Source organism: Flavobacterium saliperosum (genome assembly GCF_900100625.1).
GTDB lineage: Bacteria > Bacteroidota > Bacteroidia > Flavobacteriales > Flavobacteriaceae > Flavobacterium > Flavobacterium saliperosum.
Genome location: NZ_FMTY01000006.1, coordinates 44244 through 63341, shown reverse-complemented (window position 1 = coordinate 63341; position 19098 = coordinate 44244). Strand labels below are relative to the sequence as shown.

15 protein-coding genes and 1 tRNA gene are annotated in these 19098 nt (G+C 39.1%); 12 read left to right on the top strand and 4 right to left on the bottom strand.

Annotated elements, in window-relative coordinates; all coding sequences use genetic code 11:
- Positions 1–4: 4 nt before the first annotated feature.
- Positions 5–697 carry a head GIN domain-containing protein gene (locus BLQ05_RS11105; protein WP_023576242.1) on the top strand — a complete coding sequence of 231 codons (693 nt, stop codon included), beginning with the start codon at positions 5–7 and terminating at the stop codon, positions 695–697.
- Positions 698–781: 84 nt separating this feature from the next.
- Positions 782–1468 carry a LysE family translocator gene (locus BLQ05_RS11100; RefSeq protein WP_023576243.1) on the top strand — a complete coding sequence of 229 codons (687 nt, stop codon included), beginning with the start codon at positions 782–784 and terminating at the stop codon, positions 1466–1468.
- Positions 1469–1783: 315 nt separating this feature from the next.
- Here BLQ05_RS11100 and BLQ05_RS11095 read toward each other — a convergent pair.
- Positions 1784–1854, bottom strand: a tRNA-Cys gene (locus BLQ05_RS11095).
- An 83-nt stretch (positions 1855–1937) separates the two neighbouring features.
- Positions 1938–2297, bottom strand: coding sequence for a dihydroneopterin aldolase (gene folB, locus BLQ05_RS11090; RefSeq protein WP_023576244.1), 360 nt, complete (start codon positions 2295–2297; stop codon positions 1938–1940).
- A gap of 149 nt (positions 2298–2446) precedes the next feature.
- Here folB and BLQ05_RS11085 point away from each other — a divergent pair, with 149 nt between their 5' ends.
- From BLQ05_RS11085 to BLQ05_RS11065, 5 genes are all read left to right on the top strand, one after another.
- Positions 2447–4546 (top strand): glutamine--tRNA ligase/YqeY domain fusion protein, encoded by a 2100-nt coding sequence (locus BLQ05_RS11085; RefSeq protein ID WP_023576245.1) that lies wholly within the window; start codon positions 2447–2449, stop codon positions 4544–4546.
- 96 nt (positions 4547–4642) lie between these two features.
- Positions 4643–7021 (top strand): T9SS type A sorting domain-containing protein, encoded by a 2379-nt coding sequence (locus BLQ05_RS11080; RefSeq protein WP_023576246.1) that lies wholly within the window; start codon positions 4643–4645, stop codon positions 7019–7021.
- A gap of 296 nt (positions 7022–7317) precedes the next feature.
- Positions 7318–7647: a YtxH domain-containing protein gene (locus tag BLQ05_RS11075; protein WP_023576247.1), complete on the top strand. Its 330-nt coding sequence runs from the start codon at positions 7318–7320 to the stop codon at positions 7645–7647.
- 2 nt (positions 7648–7649) lie between these two features.
- Positions 7650–8000: a hypothetical protein gene (locus BLQ05_RS11070; protein ID WP_023576248.1), complete on the top strand. Its 351-nt coding sequence runs from the start codon at positions 7650–7652 to the stop codon at positions 7998–8000.
- A gap of 8 nt (positions 8001–8008) precedes the next feature.
- Positions 8009–8245, top strand: coding sequence for a DUF6327 family protein (locus BLQ05_RS11065; protein ID WP_023576249.1), 237 nt, complete (start codon positions 8009–8011; stop codon positions 8243–8245).
- A gap of 45 nt (positions 8246–8290) precedes the next feature.
- On the opposite strand, the gene BLQ05_RS11060 is transcribed toward BLQ05_RS11065, so the two are convergent.
- Positions 8291–9253: an SPFH domain-containing protein gene (locus tag BLQ05_RS11060; RefSeq protein WP_023576250.1), complete on the bottom strand. Its 963-nt coding sequence runs from the start codon at positions 9251–9253 to the stop codon at positions 8291–8293.
- Between the two features lie 107 nt (positions 9254–9360).
- Between BLQ05_RS11060 and BLQ05_RS11055 the strand changes: the two genes are divergently transcribed.
- Complete coding sequence (locus BLQ05_RS11055; RefSeq protein ID WP_023576251.1) at positions 9361–10017, top strand: hypothetical protein; 657 nt, start codon at positions 9361–9363, stop codon at positions 10015–10017.
- Positions 10018–10050: 33 nt separating this feature from the next.
- Here the strand turns inward: BLQ05_RS11055 and gltX are convergent, their stop codons facing one another.
- Positions 10051–11562 (bottom strand): glutamate--tRNA ligase, encoded by a 1512-nt coding sequence (gene gltX, locus BLQ05_RS11050; RefSeq protein ID WP_023576252.1) that lies wholly within the window; start codon positions 11560–11562, stop codon positions 10051–10053.
- 861 nt (positions 11563–12423) lie between these two features.
- On the opposite strand from gltX, the gene BLQ05_RS11040 reads away from it, so the two are divergent.
- The 4 genes from BLQ05_RS11040 to BLQ05_RS11025 all read left to right on the top strand — a co-directional run bounded on the left by BLQ05_RS11040 (position 12424) and on the right by BLQ05_RS11025 (position 19055).
- Entirely contained in the window at positions 12424–15732 is a 3309-nt protein-coding gene (locus BLQ05_RS11040) for a DUF4175 family protein (RefSeq protein WP_035654442.1), read from the top strand.
- On the top strand, positions 15725–16144 hold the full coding sequence (ybeY, locus tag BLQ05_RS11035) for an rRNA maturation RNase YbeY (RefSeq protein ID WP_035654428.1): 420 nt from the start codon (positions 15725–15727) through the stop codon (positions 16142–16144). Before BLQ05_RS11040 ends, ybeY begins: the two co-directional genes overlap by 8 nt.
- 48 nt (positions 16145–16192) lie before the next feature.
- Positions 16193–18070, top strand: a complete 1878-nt coding sequence (mnmG, locus tag BLQ05_RS11030) for a tRNA uridine-5-carboxymethylaminomethyl(34) synthesis enzyme MnmG (protein ID WP_023576255.1) — start codon at positions 16193–16195, stop codon at positions 18068–18070.
- Positions 18071–18206: 136 nt separating this feature from the next.
- Entirely contained in the window at positions 18207–19055 is an 849-nt protein-coding gene (locus tag BLQ05_RS11025) for a class I SAM-dependent methyltransferase (RefSeq protein WP_023576256.1), read from the top strand.
- Positions 19056–19098 lie beyond the last annotated feature (43 nt).

Sequence of the window (19098 nt, the reverse complement as noted above, 5' to 3'; positions counted from 1 at the left end):
CGTTATGAAGAAATTAGTTTTAGTTGCCGTATTTTTTGCAACACAGTTAGGTTTTTCACAGGAAAAAATCACGAAAAATGTAGGTGATTTTTCCACGGTGAAAGTATTCGATAAGATATCCGTGCAACTTGTTGAAAGTACCGAAACCAAAGTGGAACTTTCCGGAGACCGTAAGGAAGACGTGGAACTCATCAATAAAAACGGGGAGTTGAAAATCCGAATGACATTAAAAAAATTGCTGAAAGGCGAAGAAATCACGGCCATCGTACACTTTAAAAAACTGGACGGTGTGGAAGCCAGCGAAGGCGCTTATGTCTCCAGTCCGGCTACTTTTAACGGCATTGATTTTAATGTTAACGCCAAAGAAGGTGCCGAAATCAAACTGACGTTGGATGTAAAACGAGTTACAGTAAAATGCGGGTCCGGGGCGATGGTGCGATTAACCGGGAAGGCACACAATCAGGATATTGTGGTAACCGCAGGAGGAACCGTTAAAGCCAGTGCTTTGGAAGGCGAGCAAACTGTCGTGGTGGTCAATGCCGGCGGAGAAGCCGATGTAACCGCTACCGAATTGGTGGATGCCAAAACCAGAGCCGGAGGCAACATTACGATTTACGGAAATCCACGCCAGATTAACCAGAAAACGGTTGCCGGAGGAACAATTCGTCAGCACAATCTGAATAAAAACACTAAATAAAAAAAATTGAATTCCTGCACCTGAATTGTGGATTCTGAATTCTAAATTCTAAATTCATATCTTTGTAAGAATAACAGCTTTTGAATGATTGACGACATCCTAACCGGAATTCCATTAGGGTTCTTTCTTAGTTTTATGATTGGACCCGTTTTTTTTGTGCTACTCGAAACCAGTATTACCAAAGGTTTCCGGGCAGCCATGTCGTTCGATTTTGGAGTGGTTTTGGCCGATGTTTTTTTCATCGCCGTAGCGTATTTCAGTAGTTACCGATTGATCCAGAGTATTAAAGACGATCCGGCCCTATTTATTTTCGGTGGCATCATCATGTTTACTTACGGGCTGATTACCTTCCTTAAACTACGAAAAGCCCACAAACTTATCGATCCCGATGAGGTATTCATTGAAATCATAAAAAAAGATTATTTCAGTCTTTTTATTAAAGGGTTTTTGTTGAACTTCATCAATATTGGCGTTCTCGGTTTCTGGCTGGCGATCATCATTACGTTCGGACCAAAATTCGACATGGAAGCGTCTCGAATGGCTATTTTCTTTTCGGCCGTAATTGGATCCTATTTGATTACCGACATCGGAAAAGTACTTTTAGCCAAGCAATTGCGAAGTAAACTGACTCCTACCAACATCATCAAAATCAAAAAGATAAGCAGTATTTTGCTGATTGTTTTTGGTGTTATCCTTATGGTTCAGGGTTGGTTCCCGAAAGAAAAAGAATTTGTAAAAGAGACGTTGGAGAAGATTGAGCAGACGCATTAAATTTCTCGAAAACCAAACAATATAAAAACCCTCAACTTGAGGGTTTTCTTTTTTAAAATATCTCCATACCACTGTATTTATCTTTTCGAGCTGTAAACATGAAAACCCTCTCTACAATAGTGGTCTCCGAAATTTGAACGGTTTCGAACCGCGATTCTCTCTGCCAGATTTTTCCTAAAAATCACAAATAAAAAAACCTCCAAGTTTCCCTGAAAGCTTTACAAGCAATCTAACGATTCGAACCGCGACTATCTTTACCTGATTTTTCCAAAAAATTACAAATAAAAAACCTCCAAGTTTCCTTGAAGGTTTCAGAGGCATCGAGCGGATTCGAACCGCTGTAGACGGTTTTGCAGACCGCTGCCTAGCCACTCGGCCACGATGCCAGTGTTAATGGTGGGCAAATATAGAATATTTTTTTATAGTTGCAAAGCCGTAACGGCGCAGAGTTGCAAACTTTTTGAAAAAATTAACTGCGGTATTCCTCCAGTTGTATGGTAACCGCCTCAACGTCACCACCAATAGGCGGATTCAGTTTGGAAACCGCTACTATAATTCGGGAAACGGCGGGGATTTCGTGAAAAATCCGGGCGATAATGCGTTGCGCCACGTGCTCCAGCAATTTGGAACGGATGTCCATTTCTTCCACCACGATTTTGTTCAGATGCACATAATCCACGGTATCAGTAAGCTCGTCGGAAAAAGACGATTTACGCAAGTCGGTTTTGATTTCCAAATCCACCGCATAATCCGAGCCGATTTTACCTTCTTCCACTAAACAGCCGTGGTAGGAAAACGTTCGGATGTTTTTTAACTTAATTACTCCCATTTTTACTGTATTCGATAATTTGATTCTTCGTTTATTTGATAAAAGTACGGATTTTTGACACTATTGCAGCATAAATCAACAAATATCCAAAAGAACGATTGGCCAAATAACCAACATTTTTGATAACTTTGTTCACTTAATACAACCTTATGTCAACGAAAGAAAAATCATTGAATTTTATAGAACAAATCATTGAAGACGATTTAAAAAATGGTTTGTCACCCGATAAATTACGCTTCCGTTTTCCGCCGGAACCTAACGGCTATCTGCATTTGGGTCACGCGAGTGCGATTTGCCTGAATTTTGGTTTGGGTATCGATTACAAGGCGCCGGTAAACCTGCGTTTTGACGATACGAATCCGGCCAAGGAAGAGCAGGAATATGTGGATGCAATCAAACGGGACGTACAATGGCTTGGTTACGAATGGGCTGAGGAATGTTACGCTTCTGATTATTTCCAACAACTGTATGATTGGGCGGTGGAGCTGATTAAAAAAGGAAAGGCGTATGTGGACAGCCAATCTTCGGAAGACATGGCCAAACAAAAAGGGACACCTACTCAACCCGGAGTTGACGGGCCGTACCGAAACCGTTCGATAGAAGAAAATTTGGATTTGTTCGAACGAATGAAAAACGGCGAATTCGAAGAGGGTACCCATATTTTAAGAGCTAAAATCGACATGGCATCCACCAACATGCTGATGCGTGATCCGATCATTTACCGAATATTACACAAACACCATCACCGAACCGGCGACAAATGGTGTGTATATCCAATGTACGACTGGGCGCACGGGGAAAGTGATTATTTAGAGCAAATTTCGCACTCGTTCTGTACACTGGAATTTTTACCGCACCGTGAATTGTACGATTGGTTCCTGGATCAGATTTATGATGACACCAAAGTGCGTCCGAAACAACGCGAGTTTGCGAGAAGAAACCTGTCGCATACCGTAGTTTCCAAACGGAAATTATTACAATTGGTTCAGGAAAATTATGTGACCGGTTGGGACGATCCGCGAATGTCGACGATTTCCGGTATGCGAAGAAGAGGCTATACGCCGGCGTCTATCCGAAATTTCGCGGATACAATCGGAATTGCCAAACGCGACAACCTAATCGATGTTTCGTTATTGGAATTTTGTGTTCGTGAAGATCTGAACAAGATTGCCCCTCGTGTAATGGCGGTTCTGGATCCGGTAAAACTGGTAATCACCAACTATCCGGAAGGAAAAACGGAATGGCTGGAAGCGGAAAACAATCCGGAAGAAGCATTGATGACGTTCAGAAAAGTACCGTTTTCAAGAGAAATTTACATCGAAAGAGACGACTTTTTGGAAGAAGCGAGCAATAAATTTTTCCGTTTAAGCTTAGGTAAAGAAGTGCGTTTGAAAAATGCCTACATCATTAAAGGGGAAAAGGTTGTGAAAGATGCGAATGGAAACATTACCGAAATTCACGCTACTTACGATGACGACAGCCGAAGCGGAAGCGGAAGTGAAGCCAGCAACCGTAAGGTTTCGGGAACCATTCACTGGGTTTCTGTGGAACATGCCGTGGAGGCGGAAGTCCGTTTGTACGATCGTTTGTTTATTGACGAATCGCCGGACACGCACAAAGACAAGAATTTCCTGGATTTCGTGAATCCGAATTCCCTAAAAACCGTGATCGGATTTGTGGAACCAAGTTTGGCTAACGCTCAGGAAGGCGACAGTTTTCAATTCCAGCGAATGGGGTATTTTTGCGTAGACAGAGACAGTACGGCAGAAGCTTTGGTCTTCAATAAAACTGTGGATCTGAAAGATTCCTGGGAAGAAAAAGGAAAAAAAGAGGAGAATACCGTTAACAACTCTTTGAAAGAAATCAACAAATATTTCAAAGTGGACACCACAGAAGAAAGAGCAGCGATTGAAAATACTATTGGTGAAAACATCAAAACCATTGCCAATTACAGTCTGCTGCAGAATTCCCTAAAGAAAAACATCAACAACAATAAAAGTTCGCTATTGTTTTCGAATTGGATACTGAAATATTCCGAAAAAATAAAAGCTTCGGATGTCGATACCGACCTGTTGCACAAATTGTATGCGATGTCGCTGAAAAGTGAATCGCCGTTTGTACGTTATGAAGGCATCCAAAATCTGAAAAAAAACTGGGACGCTTTTGAAAATTTCAAACCGCAACTTTCGGAAATGAAATCGGCGGAAAAAAGCGAAATTGTTTTACACCTGCTTTCTGAAATAGTCTAAAACTCACTGTAGATTTAAAAAACACAAAACCCGCTATTATAGTGGGTTTTGTATTTATTTGTACTATTTTATTTATTTTTGATAAAAATTTTATTCATGAAAAAACTTTTACTTCTTTCTTTTTGTATTTTTCTTACAACAACCCTAAATGCTCAAAACGACTGGCACCCAATTGGTCCGGATGATTATGACCAACCTTCTTTCAGTTATGCCTATTACACTAAAATTGCTATGGATAACAACAATGTTCCGTATGTAGTTTGCAGCGATCAGAATAGCGGTAGAAAAATATGTGTTAGAAAATACAACGGAACTAGTTGGCAATATGTGGGTTCTGCCGGATTTTCAACGGGTCAGGCCGATTATACTTCCATAGCAATTGATAACAATAACATTCCTTATGTCGCTTACAAAGATGTTGACAATAGTAATAAAATTACGGTACAAAAATTCAATGGTACAGTTTGGGAAGTGGTTGGGATTTCAGGATTTTCAACAGGACAAGCTGATTATGCTTCCATAGCGTTAGACAACAATAATATTCCGTATGTAACCTATAAAGATGTCGCAAACAGCAATAAAATTACTGTGCAAAAATTTAATGGTACCGCTTGGGAAGTGGTCGGAACTCTTGGTTTTTCGGCTGGCGCGGTTGACTACACCTCTATTGTTTTTGGTAATACCAATATTCCATTTGTTTCCTATAAAGATGCTTCGAATAGTAATAAAGTAACAGTGCAGAAATTTAACGGTACGACTTGGGAAGTGGTTGGTATTTCGGGATTTTCAGCAGGCGGGGCAGATTATATCGCCATTGCTACAGACTCAAATAACGTTCCTTACGTAGTTTATAAAGATGTCATAAACGGAAATAAGGCTACCGTGCAAAAATTCAACGGAACCAACTGGCAAGTAGTTGGAACCGCTGGGATATCGGCAGGTTTAGCAGACTATACTTCAATAGCAATCAACAGCAGTAATGAGCCTTACATAGTTTATGAGGACGGTTCAAACAGCTACAAGGCTACAATTCAAAAATTCAACGGGACGGCTTGGCAGCTTGTCGGAACCGCGGGAATTTCAACTGAAGTTTCCGATTATACCGGAATTGCCATAGACAACAACAATATTCCGTATGTAGTATATAGCAAAACGTATTATGGTGGTAAAGCAAGAGTTGAAAAATTCAACGGAACCAGCTGGGAAATAGTAGGAAATCACGGATTTACCGATGCATCAGGTGCTATCTTCAGAGGCTTTTTTACGCTTGACGGCAACAATGTCCCTTATTATGCCTACACGGAAACAACAATCAGTAATAAAGCAACGGTGAAAAAATTCAACGGAACCAATTGGGTAACCGTTGGCGCTCCAGAGTTTTCAAACGGAGCAGCAGATTATCTGACCATACGAACAGATAATAATAATGTTCCTTATGTAGCCTATCGTGACAATCCTTTAAGCTATAGAATTACTGTGAAAAAATTCAACGGATCGAGTTGGGTAACTGTCGGGACACAAGGATTTTCTACAGGATTTGCAAATAACATCTCTTTGACTTTCGATACTAATAATGTACCATATGTGGGCTATACTGATGACGCTTACGGAGGGAAAATTATCGTTAAAAAATTCAACGGAACCAGTTGGCAACTCGTGGGAATACAAGGGTTTTCCAGCGGACTTTCTTCCTATATAACATTAGCTATTAACAGCACAAACACTCCCTATGTGTGTTATAAGGATAACAGTGTTGGTGATAAAGTCATAGTGCAAAAATTTAACGGAACCGCTTGGGAAATTGTTGGAAGCAACGGCATTTCGGCGGGTACGAATTATTATCCATCGTTGGCTTTTAACAGTACCAATGTACCTTATATTGCCTATAGTGATGGAACTCTCAGTTATAAAACAACTGTACAAAAATTTAATGGTACCGCTTGGGAACTCGTTGGTACGCCAGGTTTTTCTTCAGGATATAGTGAATTTATAACCCTTCTTTTAGACCATAGTGACATCCCCCATATTTCGTATGCCGATTTAAATAACGGGAACCATGTTTATGTGCAAAAATTTAACGGCGCCGCATGGGAAGTGGTTGGCTCCAGCGTTTCATCAGGACACTCGAGAGCTGTTTCAATGGCGTTTAATAGTAACAATATTCCTTATGTAGCCTACGAATCAACAGGAGCTTATGTAAAATATTACGGTCCGCAAGGATTGTTGAGTACGAATGAAGCAACTTTGACTCAAAATTCAATTTCAATTCACCCCAACCCCGTAAAAAACAGTTTCACCATTTCCGGAAATGAAACCGTCGAAGAAATTGAAATTTTTGATTTGCTTGGAAAAACTGTTTTACACACAAAAAATGCTAGCGGTCAAATTAATGTCGAAATACTGCCAAAAGGTTTGTATGTCGCAAAAATTAAAAACGAAAAAGGCATCTCTTCCGTTAAGCTAGTTAAGGAATAAATTATCATAGATTTTATAAATACAAAACCCACTATTAAGTGGGTTTTTTTATTATTGTTTTTAATGATGTATTATTGAAAATCAATCAATATTTATTATCAAAATAGGCTTTCATAAATTTATTGTAATCGACTTTTAAAAAACCGAAAGGTATTTCCACAAAACAATGCCGTTTAACCTCGCAAAAACGCTTTAAATCGATTTTGTATTAAAAAGCAGGAAGAATTAACTGCCATTTAACAGAAAACGGATTTGGAATGCTTAAATTTATAAGACTAACTAAAAAACGAAAGATCATGTCAGACAACACAGGAAAAACAGTATTGGCTCTTTTAGCCGGAGCTGCTATTGGAGCAGGATTGGGAATTTTGTTTGCACCTGATAAAGGTTCAAATACCCGAAGAAAAATTAGAGATGGTTTTGAAGAAGGTAAAGAAAATCTGAAACACCGATTTGATGAAGTTACGGAAAATCTCAAATCGAAATTTTCAAAAGCTAAATTAGACCTGGAAGGCCAATTCGATCATTTGCTTGCCGACAGTCATCATAAAAAAGAAGAGTTGATTGAAACCATGGAACGAAAACTGGCCGAATTGAAAAAACAGGCCGCAACCGCTAAAAATTAACTATGCCTTTTGAACATCTGAAAGAAAACGCAGAAGAAATTCAGGACAACCTTAAAAATGTAATGGACAGTAATATTGCCTATTACAAACTTTGGTTGTTTAAAGTCCTGACAAAATCAACCACCTTAGTGCTCAAAGTAGTATTATTGTTGTTGCTTTTTGTGTTGTTCCTGTTTTTTTCTTCAATTGCATTAGCATTCTATTTGAGTGAAATTTTGAACAGTAACGTTTTAGGTTTTCTCTCAGTGGGAGGTATTTACATCATTTTATTGCTGATTGTCTATTTCATAAAAGACAATATCGTGGAAGGCAGTATTTTGGAGAAATTCTCAAATGTATTTTTTAACGAATAAATATAGGTATGGCAACCAAAGTGTATTCTTCCTATGAAGAAATTGACAGGGATTTGGAAATTCTGAAACTCCAGAAAGAAATCGACACTCAAAAGCTGTCGCTGGCAGTGGAGAAAACCATTGATGGGGTCACACCAAGCGGATTGGTTCAAAACCTTTTGGGTAATGCCGGTTCATTTCTAACCAAATCCGGACTGCTGAAAAACGTGGTGCTTCCCTACATAATCAACAAATTCATAAAATAAAAAAGAGGTCCTTAGACCTCTTTTTCTATTCTTTTTGTTTCCTTTTTATTCAGGATCTGACGGATTATAATCCAAAGACGTGTGATCGTCTTTCTTCTTAGTGCGCTTCGGTTGGTTTTTCATGGTTTCGCCAATCTGGTTACTTGCCGTGAAAGAAGCCACCATGTTGTTTAACATGTCGCTTCCCGCTTGCGGTGAATTTGGCAATAAAATCAAATTCGAATTCGTATCGGCCCCAATGGCTTGTAAGGTATCATAATGTTGCGTCACCACAATCAATGCGGAAGCTTCCTGTGAATTGATGCCCACATTGTTCAATACTTCCACACTTTCCACCAATCCGCGGGCAATTTCTCTACGTTGATCGGCAATACCCTGACCCTGCAAACGCTTGCTTTCCGCTTCCGCTTTCGCTTTCGCTACAATTCGGATACGTTGTGCTTCGGCTTCGTATTCAGCAGCTGTTTTTTCACGATCGGCCGCATTGATACGGTTCATCGCGTTCTTCACCTGAATGTCCGGATCGATATCGGTCACCAACGTGTTGATGATTTCATACCCGTAAGTCGTCATCGCTTCGTTCAATTCGCGTTTTACGGCAATCGCGATATCGTCTTTTCTTTCGAAAACATCATCCAAAATCAATTTCGGCACTTCGGCACGCACCACGTCAAATACATACGAAGTAATCTGATCGTGCGGATATTCCAATTTATAAAAAGCATCATATACTTTCTCCTGAAGTACTTTGAACTGCACCGATACTTTCATTTTCACGAATACGTTATCTTTCGTTTTGGTTTCAATGATAACGTCCAATTGTTGGATTCGCAAATTGACACGACCCGCAATACGGTCAAATACCGGAATTTTAATCTGCAAACCCGATTGTCTAATGCTGTTGAATTTTCCGAAACGCTCGACAATTACCGCCGATTGTTGTTTTACGGTGAAAAAGGACGCTAACAGCAGGAAGAATCCAATAACCAAGATAATAATTAGTGTCATAATTAAATGTTTAGTGATTTTATAAGATTATACGGATATCTATAACAAATGTTACACTAATAGCATAAATAAGTTTACATTTGCCCAAATTTTTTAATTTTCATCCAATGAAAAAATTACTGCTTGCAGCACTTTTGATGGTTTCCTTTACGGTTTTGGGACAACAGGGTTACAGAGACGGAAACCGAATCGGTATTTATGGTGGTGTAAATCACACTTCGTTAATGACTTCCGATTTTAATACCAAACCGGAATTGGGTTGGGCTGCCGGAATGCAGGTACGCGGTAATTACTATAATAATTTCAGTATGATTTTCGGAATGCAGTTTTTTGAAAGTAATTTTTCGGTGGAAACGGTTTCGCCTTTATTACAGAAACAAGAAGTGCAAAACAAACTTATGGGGGCACAAATCCGTTTGTTGTTCAGTTATAATGTGGTAAAAGATCACGTTTCCATCGATTTTGGTCCAGTACTTCAGGTTAACGACAAACTCAAAATAAGCAAAGAGTTTGAAAATAATATGGTTTCGGGAACAGCGCTCACGGCTAAAGAGATAACAGACATCACTAAAATTAACGGAAACATGTATGCGGGACTTTCCGCCGGTAACCGAAGAGTACGTTTCATCCTCAATTACCAATTCGGCGTGAACAACATCCTAAACAATCTGAACAAAAAAGACGAACTGAAAGCTAAAAACAATAACAATGCTTTTAGCGGCCATACCGGAACCTTAAGCGGACAGGTATTATTTAATTTATAAAAAAAGCCCCGAAGATTCGAGGCTTTTTGTTTATTATAATGTTGCGATGGCTTGTTGTAATCGCTTGATCGTTTCTTCATTACCGATCATCTCCACGATGTCAAACAGGTGAGGGCCTTTCAAGGCACCAACCAGACTCAAACGGAACGGCTGCATCACTTTCCCCATCCCGATTTCGTTTTTCGTCATCCAGTCTTTTACAATCGTTTCAATATTTACCGAAGTGAAATCGCCGATGTTTTCCAATACCGAAATCAATTCCTGCATCAGATGCGGTGTTTCCTCTTTCCAGTTTTTCGCTGCTTTTTCATCGTAAGCGGTAGGTGCCACAAAGAAGAAATCACTCAATTCGTATAAATCGGATACAAAGGTTGCACGTTCTTTTACCGAAGCGACCACTTTGGTTACGAAATCCAAATCCGTAGTGATGCCTTTTTCGGCTAAAATCGGCATAAATGCTTCCGCTAAAGAAGCATCCGACTGCAATTTCAGATAATGCTGATTAAACCATTTGTTTTTCTCCGGGTCGAACTTGGCTCCGGCTTTATGTACGCGATTCAAATCAAATTTGGTTACCAATTCCTCCAAAGAGAACAATTCCTGATCGGTACCGTCGTTCCAGCCTAACAAAGCTAAGAAATTCACCACCGCTTCCGGGAAGAATCCTTTTTCCCGGTACCCGGATGATTTTTCTCCCGAAATCGGGTCGTTCCAATCCAACGGGAAAACCGGGAATCCTAATTTGTCGCCATCCCTTTTTGATAATTTTCCATTTCCTACCGGTTTTAATATCAAAGGCAAATGGGCAAACTGAGGCGCTTCCCAACCAAACGCTTTGTATAACAATTCGTGTAACGGCATCGAAGGCAACCATTCTTCCCCACGAATCACATGCGAGGTTTCCATTAAATGGTCGTCTACAATATTCGCCAGGTGATAGGTTGGCATCCCGTCACTTTTAAACAGTACTTTATCGTCTAATAAATTCGTATCAAACTTGATGTCCCCACGAATGATGTCTTTTAAATGTAAGGTTTCATTCACCGGCGTTTTGAATCGGATCACATAGTCTTCACCTGCGGCAAGACGTTCCGCCACTTTATCAGCCGAAACAGTTAAGGAATTATCCAAATGTTCGCGAACGGTATGGTTATAGATAAAGGTGTTTCCGGCTTCTTCGGCATTTTTCCGCAACTGATCCAAATCGGCAGCCGAATCAAACGCATAATAGGCCCATCCGTTGCTGATTAACTGATCTGCGTATTGTTTGTACAACGGTTTGCGCTCACTTTGACGGTAGGGTCCGAATTTTTCGTTTTTACCCACGGTTTCATCGGGTGCGATGCCCAACCATTCCAGCGCTTCCATGATGTATTGTTCCGCTCCGGGAACGAATCGGTTCTGGTCCGTATCTTCCACACGCAGGTAGAACGTTCCGCCATTTTTTTTGGCAAATAAATAATTGAATAAAGCAGTTCGAACACCGCCTATATGTAAAGGTCCCGTTGGACTTGGTGCAAAACGCACTCTAACCGGTTTTGACATTTCAGTAGAATTTTACGCAAAGATACTATTTCAATACGGCAATTGGAAAAATAGCCGATTTGAAAATGAATTTTAAAATGTAGCATTGTTGTTTTACGGTATTTTATAAGTAAATTTCATTATCCTTAACAGTAGAGTAACCTTTGGATTAGCTACTGTTACCATAACAGCTTAATAACACGATAATTACATAATACTTAGCTTTTTATCAGCTGCATAATATTTAAGTAAACCGTTGATTTATAGCGGATTTAATAACCAATTAACACCATAATTTTACTTTGTTAATTAAAAAAGCGTTATCGTTGAATAACAGGCTTTTACCGATTAACAACATTTGTTGATAACTTAGGATAGAATTTTACAACTGTTTTTTGTTTCTATCAGAATTTTTTCTAATCAAAAACAGGAATGAAAAAACCTAAGGAAGTTTTTATTTTTTACATTTTACTTATCAATAATAAAAGAGGAGTTATTAACAGAAATCCACAGTGTGAATTATTAAGATTATCGGTAAAAAAACACATTTCAACGATTGTTAATAACCATTCCATTACAATTGATTTACACTGTTTTAACACAAAAAGTCATTGTTAATAACCCGGTATAAAAAAGGATAACCCTAAAACAATACCTTTAAAAATAAAGTTATGCCAACTATTAACAAGCTATAATAACCATCAATTAATTTAAATTTTTAAAAATTTTTTGTTGTTGTTTTTAATGATTGTTGACAACTTCTGAGTTTTTAAATTCAATTTCGAAAAAGGAGTTGTTTTTTCCTTCTTTGGTTTAACGTATTATTTAAATTTCGTTTGGATTAAAATTGTAAATTTATCGGTTATAAAGAAACGTTTGAATTTGGAAAACAAGAAGCTGATATTTCAAAAACTGGAAGCCTTCATTAAGAAGTTTTATACCAATGAGTTACTCAAAGGTACCTTACTTTTTATTGGATTGGGTTTGCTGTATTTTATGTTTACGTTGTTGGTGGAACATTTCCTTTGGTTGTCGCCAACTGGAAGAACGATTCTTTTCTGGTTGTTCATCACCGTGGAAGTTTTTCTTTTGCTTCGGTTTATATTGTTTCCGGTGTTCAAATTGTTCAAACTGCAAAAAGGGATTGATTACACGGAAGCTTCCATAATCATCGGAAATCATTTTTCGGAAGTCAGCGATAAATTAACCAATTTCATTCAGCTTCATAACCAATCGAATCCATCAGAATTGTTATTGGCTTCTATCGATCAGAAAGCGAATGCCTTACAACCAATTCCTTTCGGTAATGCCATCAATTTTAAGAAGAATTTAAAATTTCTTCCGTATGCGATAGTTCCGTTGTTGGTATTATTGTTGTTTTTCATCAGTGGCAATTCGGGTATGATTACGCAAAGTCTGGATAGGGTAGTCCATTTCCAGAAACAATATACGCCGCCGGCTCCTTTTGAATTTCAGATTCTGAATAGCAATCTGCTTTCGGAACAAGGCAAAGATTTTCTGCTTCAGGTGAAAACCAATGGTAAAGTCGTTCCTGAAAATGCGATGATTCTCATTGGAGAAGAAAGTTATTATCTGGAAACGGTAAAGCCCGGAGTGTTCCAATACAAATTTGAAAAACCGGTTTCGAATGTTGAATTTCAATTGACTGCCAATGCCGTAAATTCTAAAGTTTACGAATTGGATGTGGTTGCGGTTCCAACGATAGCGAATTTTGAAATGCAGATTGATTTTCCATCGTATCTCGGAAGAAAAGCGGAAGTGATACAAGGCACCGGAAATGCCGTCGTACCCGAAGGTTCAAAAATCACATGGAAAGTAAACGCCTTAGCTACTAATGAAGTGCAATGGATCAGTAACGGTCAGCGTCTTTCTTTTAACCGGGATAAAACGCAGTTCAGTTTGGTAAAAAATATTACGCAAACTATAGAATATCAGATTTTTACATCTAATTCCAATGTAAAAAATCATGAAAAATTACAGTATCAGATTTCAACCATTAAAGACCAGTATCCGACCATCAATGTACAACAGGCGCCAGATAGCCTCAAGCTTAAAAACACTATGATTTTAGGACAGGTTTCCGATGATTACGGATTAACGAAACTTCAGGTAGTCTTTTATCCGAAGGACAAACCCAATACTATTCGTCGCGGTAATCTTTCAGTAAGTAAAAATACGTTTGATCAGTTTGTCTATCATTTTCCGGCCGGATTGAATGTAGAGCAAGGAGTGGATTACGATTATTATTTCGAAATTTTCGATAACGATGCCCTTCATAATTTTAAGAGTACAAAGTCAGCTGTCTTCAGTCATCGTGAATTGACGGAAACCGAGAAACAGGAGGAAATGTTGCAGGAGCAGAATTCGAACATTAACAGTTTAGAAAAGTCAATTAAAAATCAGGACAAGCAATTATCGGAACTGGACAAGCTGCAAAAACTCGGTAAAGAGAAAACCAATCTTGATTTCAAAGACCAGAAAAAAATGAAGGATTTCATCAACCGTCAGCAACAACAGGATGAGATGATGAAAGAATTTTCCAAGAAATTGGAAGAAAATCTGGAGCAGTTCAACCCGGAAAAGAAAGATGATTTCAAAGAAGAGTTGTTGAAACGTTTGGAGAAAAACGAAAAGGAAATCGAAAAGAACGAAAAGCTTTTAAAAGAATTGGAAGAGTTAACCAATAAATTAAAAGAAGAAGAACTTTTTGAAAAAGTGGATAAGTTAAAACAGAATACGAAAGACCAAACCAAAAGTCTGGAACAATTGGTCGAGCTTACCAAACGTTTTTATGTAGAGAAAAAAGCGGAACAGATTGCCAGTAAATTGGACGAACTTTCTAAAAAAGAAGACAAGTTAGCCGACAGTAAAGACAATGATTCAAAAGAGCAGGACGCTATCAATAAAGAGTTTGATAAGATTCAGGAAGAGCTGAACGAACTGGAGAAAGAAAACAAAGAGTTAAAAGCGCCCATGGATATTCCTAATGATAAAAAGGAACAGGAAAGTATTGAGGAAGATTTAAAGAAAGCATCGGAAGAATTACAGAAAAACAATCCGTCCAAAGCGAAACCCAAACAGAAATCGGCTTCAAAAAAAATGCAGCAAATGAGTCAGAAAATGCAGCAGTCGATGGATATGGGCGATATGGAACAAATGGAAGAAGACGTCAAAATGTTACGTCAGATTTTGGACAACCTTTTGGCTTTTTCCTTTTCTCAAGAAGCGTTAATGCGGGATTTTAAATCGACTTCCACCAGAACTATCGGTTACAATAAGTTACTGAAAAAGCAACAGGATTTAAAAAATCAGTTTAAACATGTGGATGACAGTTTGTTTGCTATGTCGTTACGCAATCCTAAAATTTCCGATATGATTACCAAGGAAGTGGGGAATGTACAATACAACGTGGACAAATCGATTGATAATTTAGCCGATAATAACATTGGTAAAGGCGTTTCGCATCAACAATATACTGTAAGTGCCGCCAATAAGTTAGCTGATTTTCTTAGTGATGCCATGAATCAGATGCAAATGGAGATGCAGATGGAAATGCAAGGACAAGGTCAGGGTAAAGGAAAACCGAAACCAGGACAGGGTCAAGGGGGAATGCAATTGAAAGACATCATTCAAAAACAGGAAGGTTTGGCTGAAAAGATCCAAAAAGGCATCAAGAAAGGGGATAAACCCGGAGAAGGACAACCGGATAAGAATGGTAAGAAAGGCGGTAAAGAAGGGGAAGGCGGACAGGATGGTGAAGGAAATGCCGGGGAAGTTTTAGAAATTTACAAAGAACAGCAACAACTTCGGGAAGCCTTGCAAAAAGCAATGCAGAAAGAAGGAATGGGTGGCATGGGGCAGAATGCGGCCAAACAAATGCAGGATATTGAAAAGCAACTACTGAACATGGGTTTCAAAAACGTGACCATGCAAAAGATGCTGAACCTGAAAAACGAGTTGCTAAAATTAGACAAAGCGATCCAACAACAGGGTGAAGAAAATAAACGACAATCGCAAACCAATGCCAAAGCGTTTAACAATCAGGCGGCTCCGCTTCCTGCTGCTTTGAAAGAATATTTAAACAGTGTTGAAATTTTAAATAGACAAAGCTTACCTTTGCGCCCTAATTTTAATCAAAAGGTGCAAACCTATTTCAAGAACTATGATTAGTTTTAATTACGAAACCGATTTTCAATTGGAGAACGAAGAACAGTTCGAAAATTGGATATCCCGCGTTATAGCGTCTGAGGACAAAGAAGAAGGAGAGATAAGTTATATCTTTTGTGATGACGAATACCTGCATAAAATCAACGTAGAGTACCTCAATCACGATGATTTAACGGATATCATCAGTTTTGATTATTCTGAGGGAAATGTCTTACATGGAGATATATTTATTTCTATTGAACGCGTACGTGATAATGCGAATGATTATAGTGTTCCTTTTGAAGAAGAATTAAAAAGAGTTATCATCCACGGTGTATTACACTACTGTGGTTACAAAGATAAATCCGAGAAAGACGAAGCGGTTATGCGCTCCAAAGAAAATGAAAAAGTTTTATTGTTCCACGTGGAACAATAAGTATATTATAAAATTAATACGAAGCAGTAAAATGTTTCACGTGGAACAATGAGTTTATTTCAAGATGTATATGATGTAATTGTTGTGGGTGCCGGTCATGCCGGATCCGAAGCGGCAGCTGCGGCTGCAAACATGGGTTCCAAAACCCTGTTGGTTACTATGAGTTTGCAGAACATTGCTCAAATGTCTTGCAATCCTGCCATGGGTGGAATTGCAAAAGGACAAATCGTTCGCGAGATTGATGCCTTGGGTGGGTATTCCGGTATTGTATCCGACAAGACCGCTATCCAATTTAAAATGTTGAACAAATCCAAAGGACCTGCCATGTGGTCACCACGTGTGCAGTCGGATCGTATGCGTTTTGCGGAAGAATGGCGTCTGATGTTGGAACAGACTCCGAATCTTGATTTTTATCAGGAAATGGTAGGAGGAATTTTAACAGAGAACGGTAAGGTAACCGGCATACGTACGTCGCTTGGAATTGAAATTAAAGCCAAATCCGTGGTGTTGACTAATGGAACGTTCCTAAACGGATTGATTCATATTGGTGACAAACAGTTCGGAGGAGGAAGAGCCGGCGAAAGTGCTGCTTACGGAATTACCGAAGATTTGGTAAAATTAGGTTTTGAAGCCGGAAGAATGAAAACCGGAACACCACCACGTGTAGATGGTCGTTCCTTGGATTATTCTAAAATGATCCCACAACCCGGAGATGTAAACCCAGATAAGTTTTCCTATTTGGAAAGAATAAAACCCTTAACCGTTCAGAAGGATTGTCACATGACATATACTTCTGAACTCGTGCATGATTTGTTACGCGAAGGTTTCGATCGTTCACCAATGTTTAACGGACGTATTAAGAGTTTAGGTCCGCGCTATTGTCCCTCGATAGAAGATAAAATCAATAGATTTGCCGATAAAGACCGTCACCAGTTATTTGTAGAACCGGAAGGTTGGAATACGGTCGAAGTGTATGTAAATGGATTCTCCACATCGCTTCCCGAAGAGGTACAGTTTAAAGCGTTGCGTTCGGTAGCCGGATTTGAGAAGGTTAAATTCTTCCGCGCCGGTTATGCCATCGAATACGATTATTTTCCACCGACCCAATTGAAACATACCTTAGAAACCAAATTAGTCGAAGGTTTGTATTTCGCGGGACAGATTAACGGAACCACCGGCTACGAAGAAGCGGCGTCCCAAGGTTTAATGGCCGGAATCAATGCCGCCTTAAAAGTTCAGGAACGGGAACCGTTTATCCTGAAACGCAATGAAGCTTATATTGGTGTATTGATTGACGACTTGATTACGAAAGGAACGGAAGAGCCGTACCGAATGTTTACTTCGCGTGCCGAATACAGAACCTTGCTCCGTCAGGATAATGCTGATGATCGTTTAACGCCGATGTCGCATGCAATAGGTTTGGCGAGTGAAGAGCGTTTGCGACGTATGGAAAAGAAACGCGAACAATCCGAAGCGTTTGTTTCGTTCTTCAAAGAGACGAGTTTGAAACCGGAAGAGGCAAATCCGATTTTGGAAGCAAAAGGTTCCGCGCCGATGAGCCAACCCGATAAGATGTTCAAGGTGTTTTCCCGTCCGCAATTGGAGTTGGAGGATTTTGTAAAATTCGACAAAGTCCAAAATTACATTCAGGAGCACAACCTGGATAGGGAAGTGGTGGAGCAGGCTGAAATTTTAGTGAAATATTCGGGATACATCGAAAAGGAAAAAAATAACGCCGACAAATTAAACCGACTGGAAGATTTAAAAATTCACGCGGATTTCGATTTCGATAAAGTAAAATCGATTTCACACGAAGCCCGTGAGAAACTGAAAAAAATCCGACCGGCAACCATTTCTCAGGCGTCACGAATTAGCGGGGTTTCTCCGGCGGATATTTCCATCCTGTTAATTCACATGGGAAGATAACATTTAGGTTGCAGACTTCAGACAGCAGATTGCAAAAATCTGAATTCTGTTATCTGTCATCTGATTTTGTTCCACGTGAAACTACGGCGGTAACCCCCATAAACAAAGAGAATCTTTAAAAAAATATTTTTTAGAAATGAATTTTTCCAACGAGAACGTTTTTATTACTGTACAAGACCATTCGGTTTCCGGCGAACATTTCGATTTGCTTTTGGACACCGACTTGCAACTTTTAAAAACCCATCCGCAACCGTCTATGGAACATCTTCCGAAGTATTATGAAAGTGACGATTATATTTCACATACCGATGGCCAACGTTCGTTGTTTGAAAAAGTGTATCATTTCATAAAAAGGAAAGCGATTCGCGATAAAGTAAGTTTGATTACAAAACTGCAACCGCATAAAGGAAGTCTTTTGGACATCGGGGCGGGAACAGGTGATTTCCTTCAGGAAGCTAAAAGTCAACATTGGAACTGTACCGGAATCGAGCCCAGTGATAAAGCAAAAAAAATTGCGATTCAAAAAGGCGTTTCTTTTTCGGAAAGTTTGGAAGCTTTAGAAAACCATTCATTTGATGTCATCACCATGTGGCATGTTTTGGAACACGTTCCTGACTTGGAAAAACAAATCCAGGAATTAAAACGCCTGCTGAAGCCAACCGGTACGATTTTAATTGCCGTTCCGAATTACAAATCGTTCGATGCACAACATTACGGAAAATTTTGGGCGGCCTATGATGTGCCGAGACACCTTTGGCATTTTTCAAAAACAGCCATTGAAAAATTATTCGCAAAAGAAAACTTGAAACTCATAAAAGTCCTTCCAATGGTTTTTGACAGTTTTTATGTGTCGCTTTTATCCGAAAAATACAAAAACGGAAAAATGAATTTTCTGAACGGTTTTTTAATCGGATTACAGTCCAATTGGAAAGCAAAACGCAATTTTGAGTATTCTTCACACATTTATGTGCTAAAAAACGATTAAAAATTAAAATAAAGCGCAATTTTCAATGTTCAGAGGCTTTAAT

Bases quoted from the DNA above. Each gene is read 5' to 3' on its own strand.
- BLQ05_RS11080 (WP_023576246.1), top strand. From the start codon at position 4,643: ATGAAAAAACTTTTACTTCTTTCTTTTTGTATTTTTCTTACAACAACC.
- ybeY (WP_035654428.1), top strand. From the start codon at position 15,725: ATGATTAGTTTTAATTACGAAACCGATTTTCAATTGGAGAACGAAGAA.
- BLQ05_RS11105 (WP_023576242.1), top strand. From the start codon at position 5: ATGAAGAAATTAGTTTTAGTTGCCGTATTTTTTGCAACACAGTTAGGT.
- BLQ05_RS11100 (WP_023576243.1), top strand. From the start codon at position 782: ATGATTGACGACATCCTAACCGGAATTCCATTAGGGTTCTTTCTTAGT.
- gltX (WP_023576252.1), bottom strand. From the start codon at position 11,562: ATGTCAAAACCGGTTAGAGTGCGTTTTGCACCAAGTCCAACGGGACCT.
- BLQ05_RS11060 (WP_023576250.1), bottom strand. From the start codon at position 9,253: ATGACACTAATTATTATCTTGGTTATTGGATTCTTCCTGCTGTTAGCG.
- BLQ05_RS11055 (WP_023576251.1), top strand. From the start codon at position 9,361: ATGAAAAAATTACTGCTTGCAGCACTTTTGATGGTTTCCTTTACGGTT.
- BLQ05_RS11075 (WP_023576247.1), top strand. From the start codon at position 7,318: ATGTCAGACAACACAGGAAAAACAGTATTGGCTCTTTTAGCCGGAGCT.
- BLQ05_RS11070 (WP_023576248.1), top strand. From the start codon at position 7,650: ATGCCTTTTGAACATCTGAAAGAAAACGCAGAAGAAATTCAGGACAAC.
- BLQ05_RS11065 (WP_023576249.1), top strand. From the start codon at position 8,009: ATGGCAACCAAAGTGTATTCTTCCTATGAAGAAATTGACAGGGATTTG.
- folB (WP_023576244.1), bottom strand. From the start codon at position 2,297: ATGGGAGTAATTAAGTTAAAAAACATCCGAACGTTTTCCTACCACGGC.
- BLQ05_RS11025 (WP_023576256.1), top strand. From the start codon at position 18,207: ATGAATTTTTCCAACGAGAACGTTTTTATTACTGTACAAGACCATTCG.
- mnmG (WP_023576255.1), top strand. From the start codon at position 16,193: ATGAGTTTATTTCAAGATGTATATGATGTAATTGTTGTGGGTGCCGGT.
- BLQ05_RS11085 (WP_023576245.1), top strand. From the start codon at position 2,447: ATGTCAACGAAAGAAAAATCATTGAATTTTATAGAACAAATCATTGAA.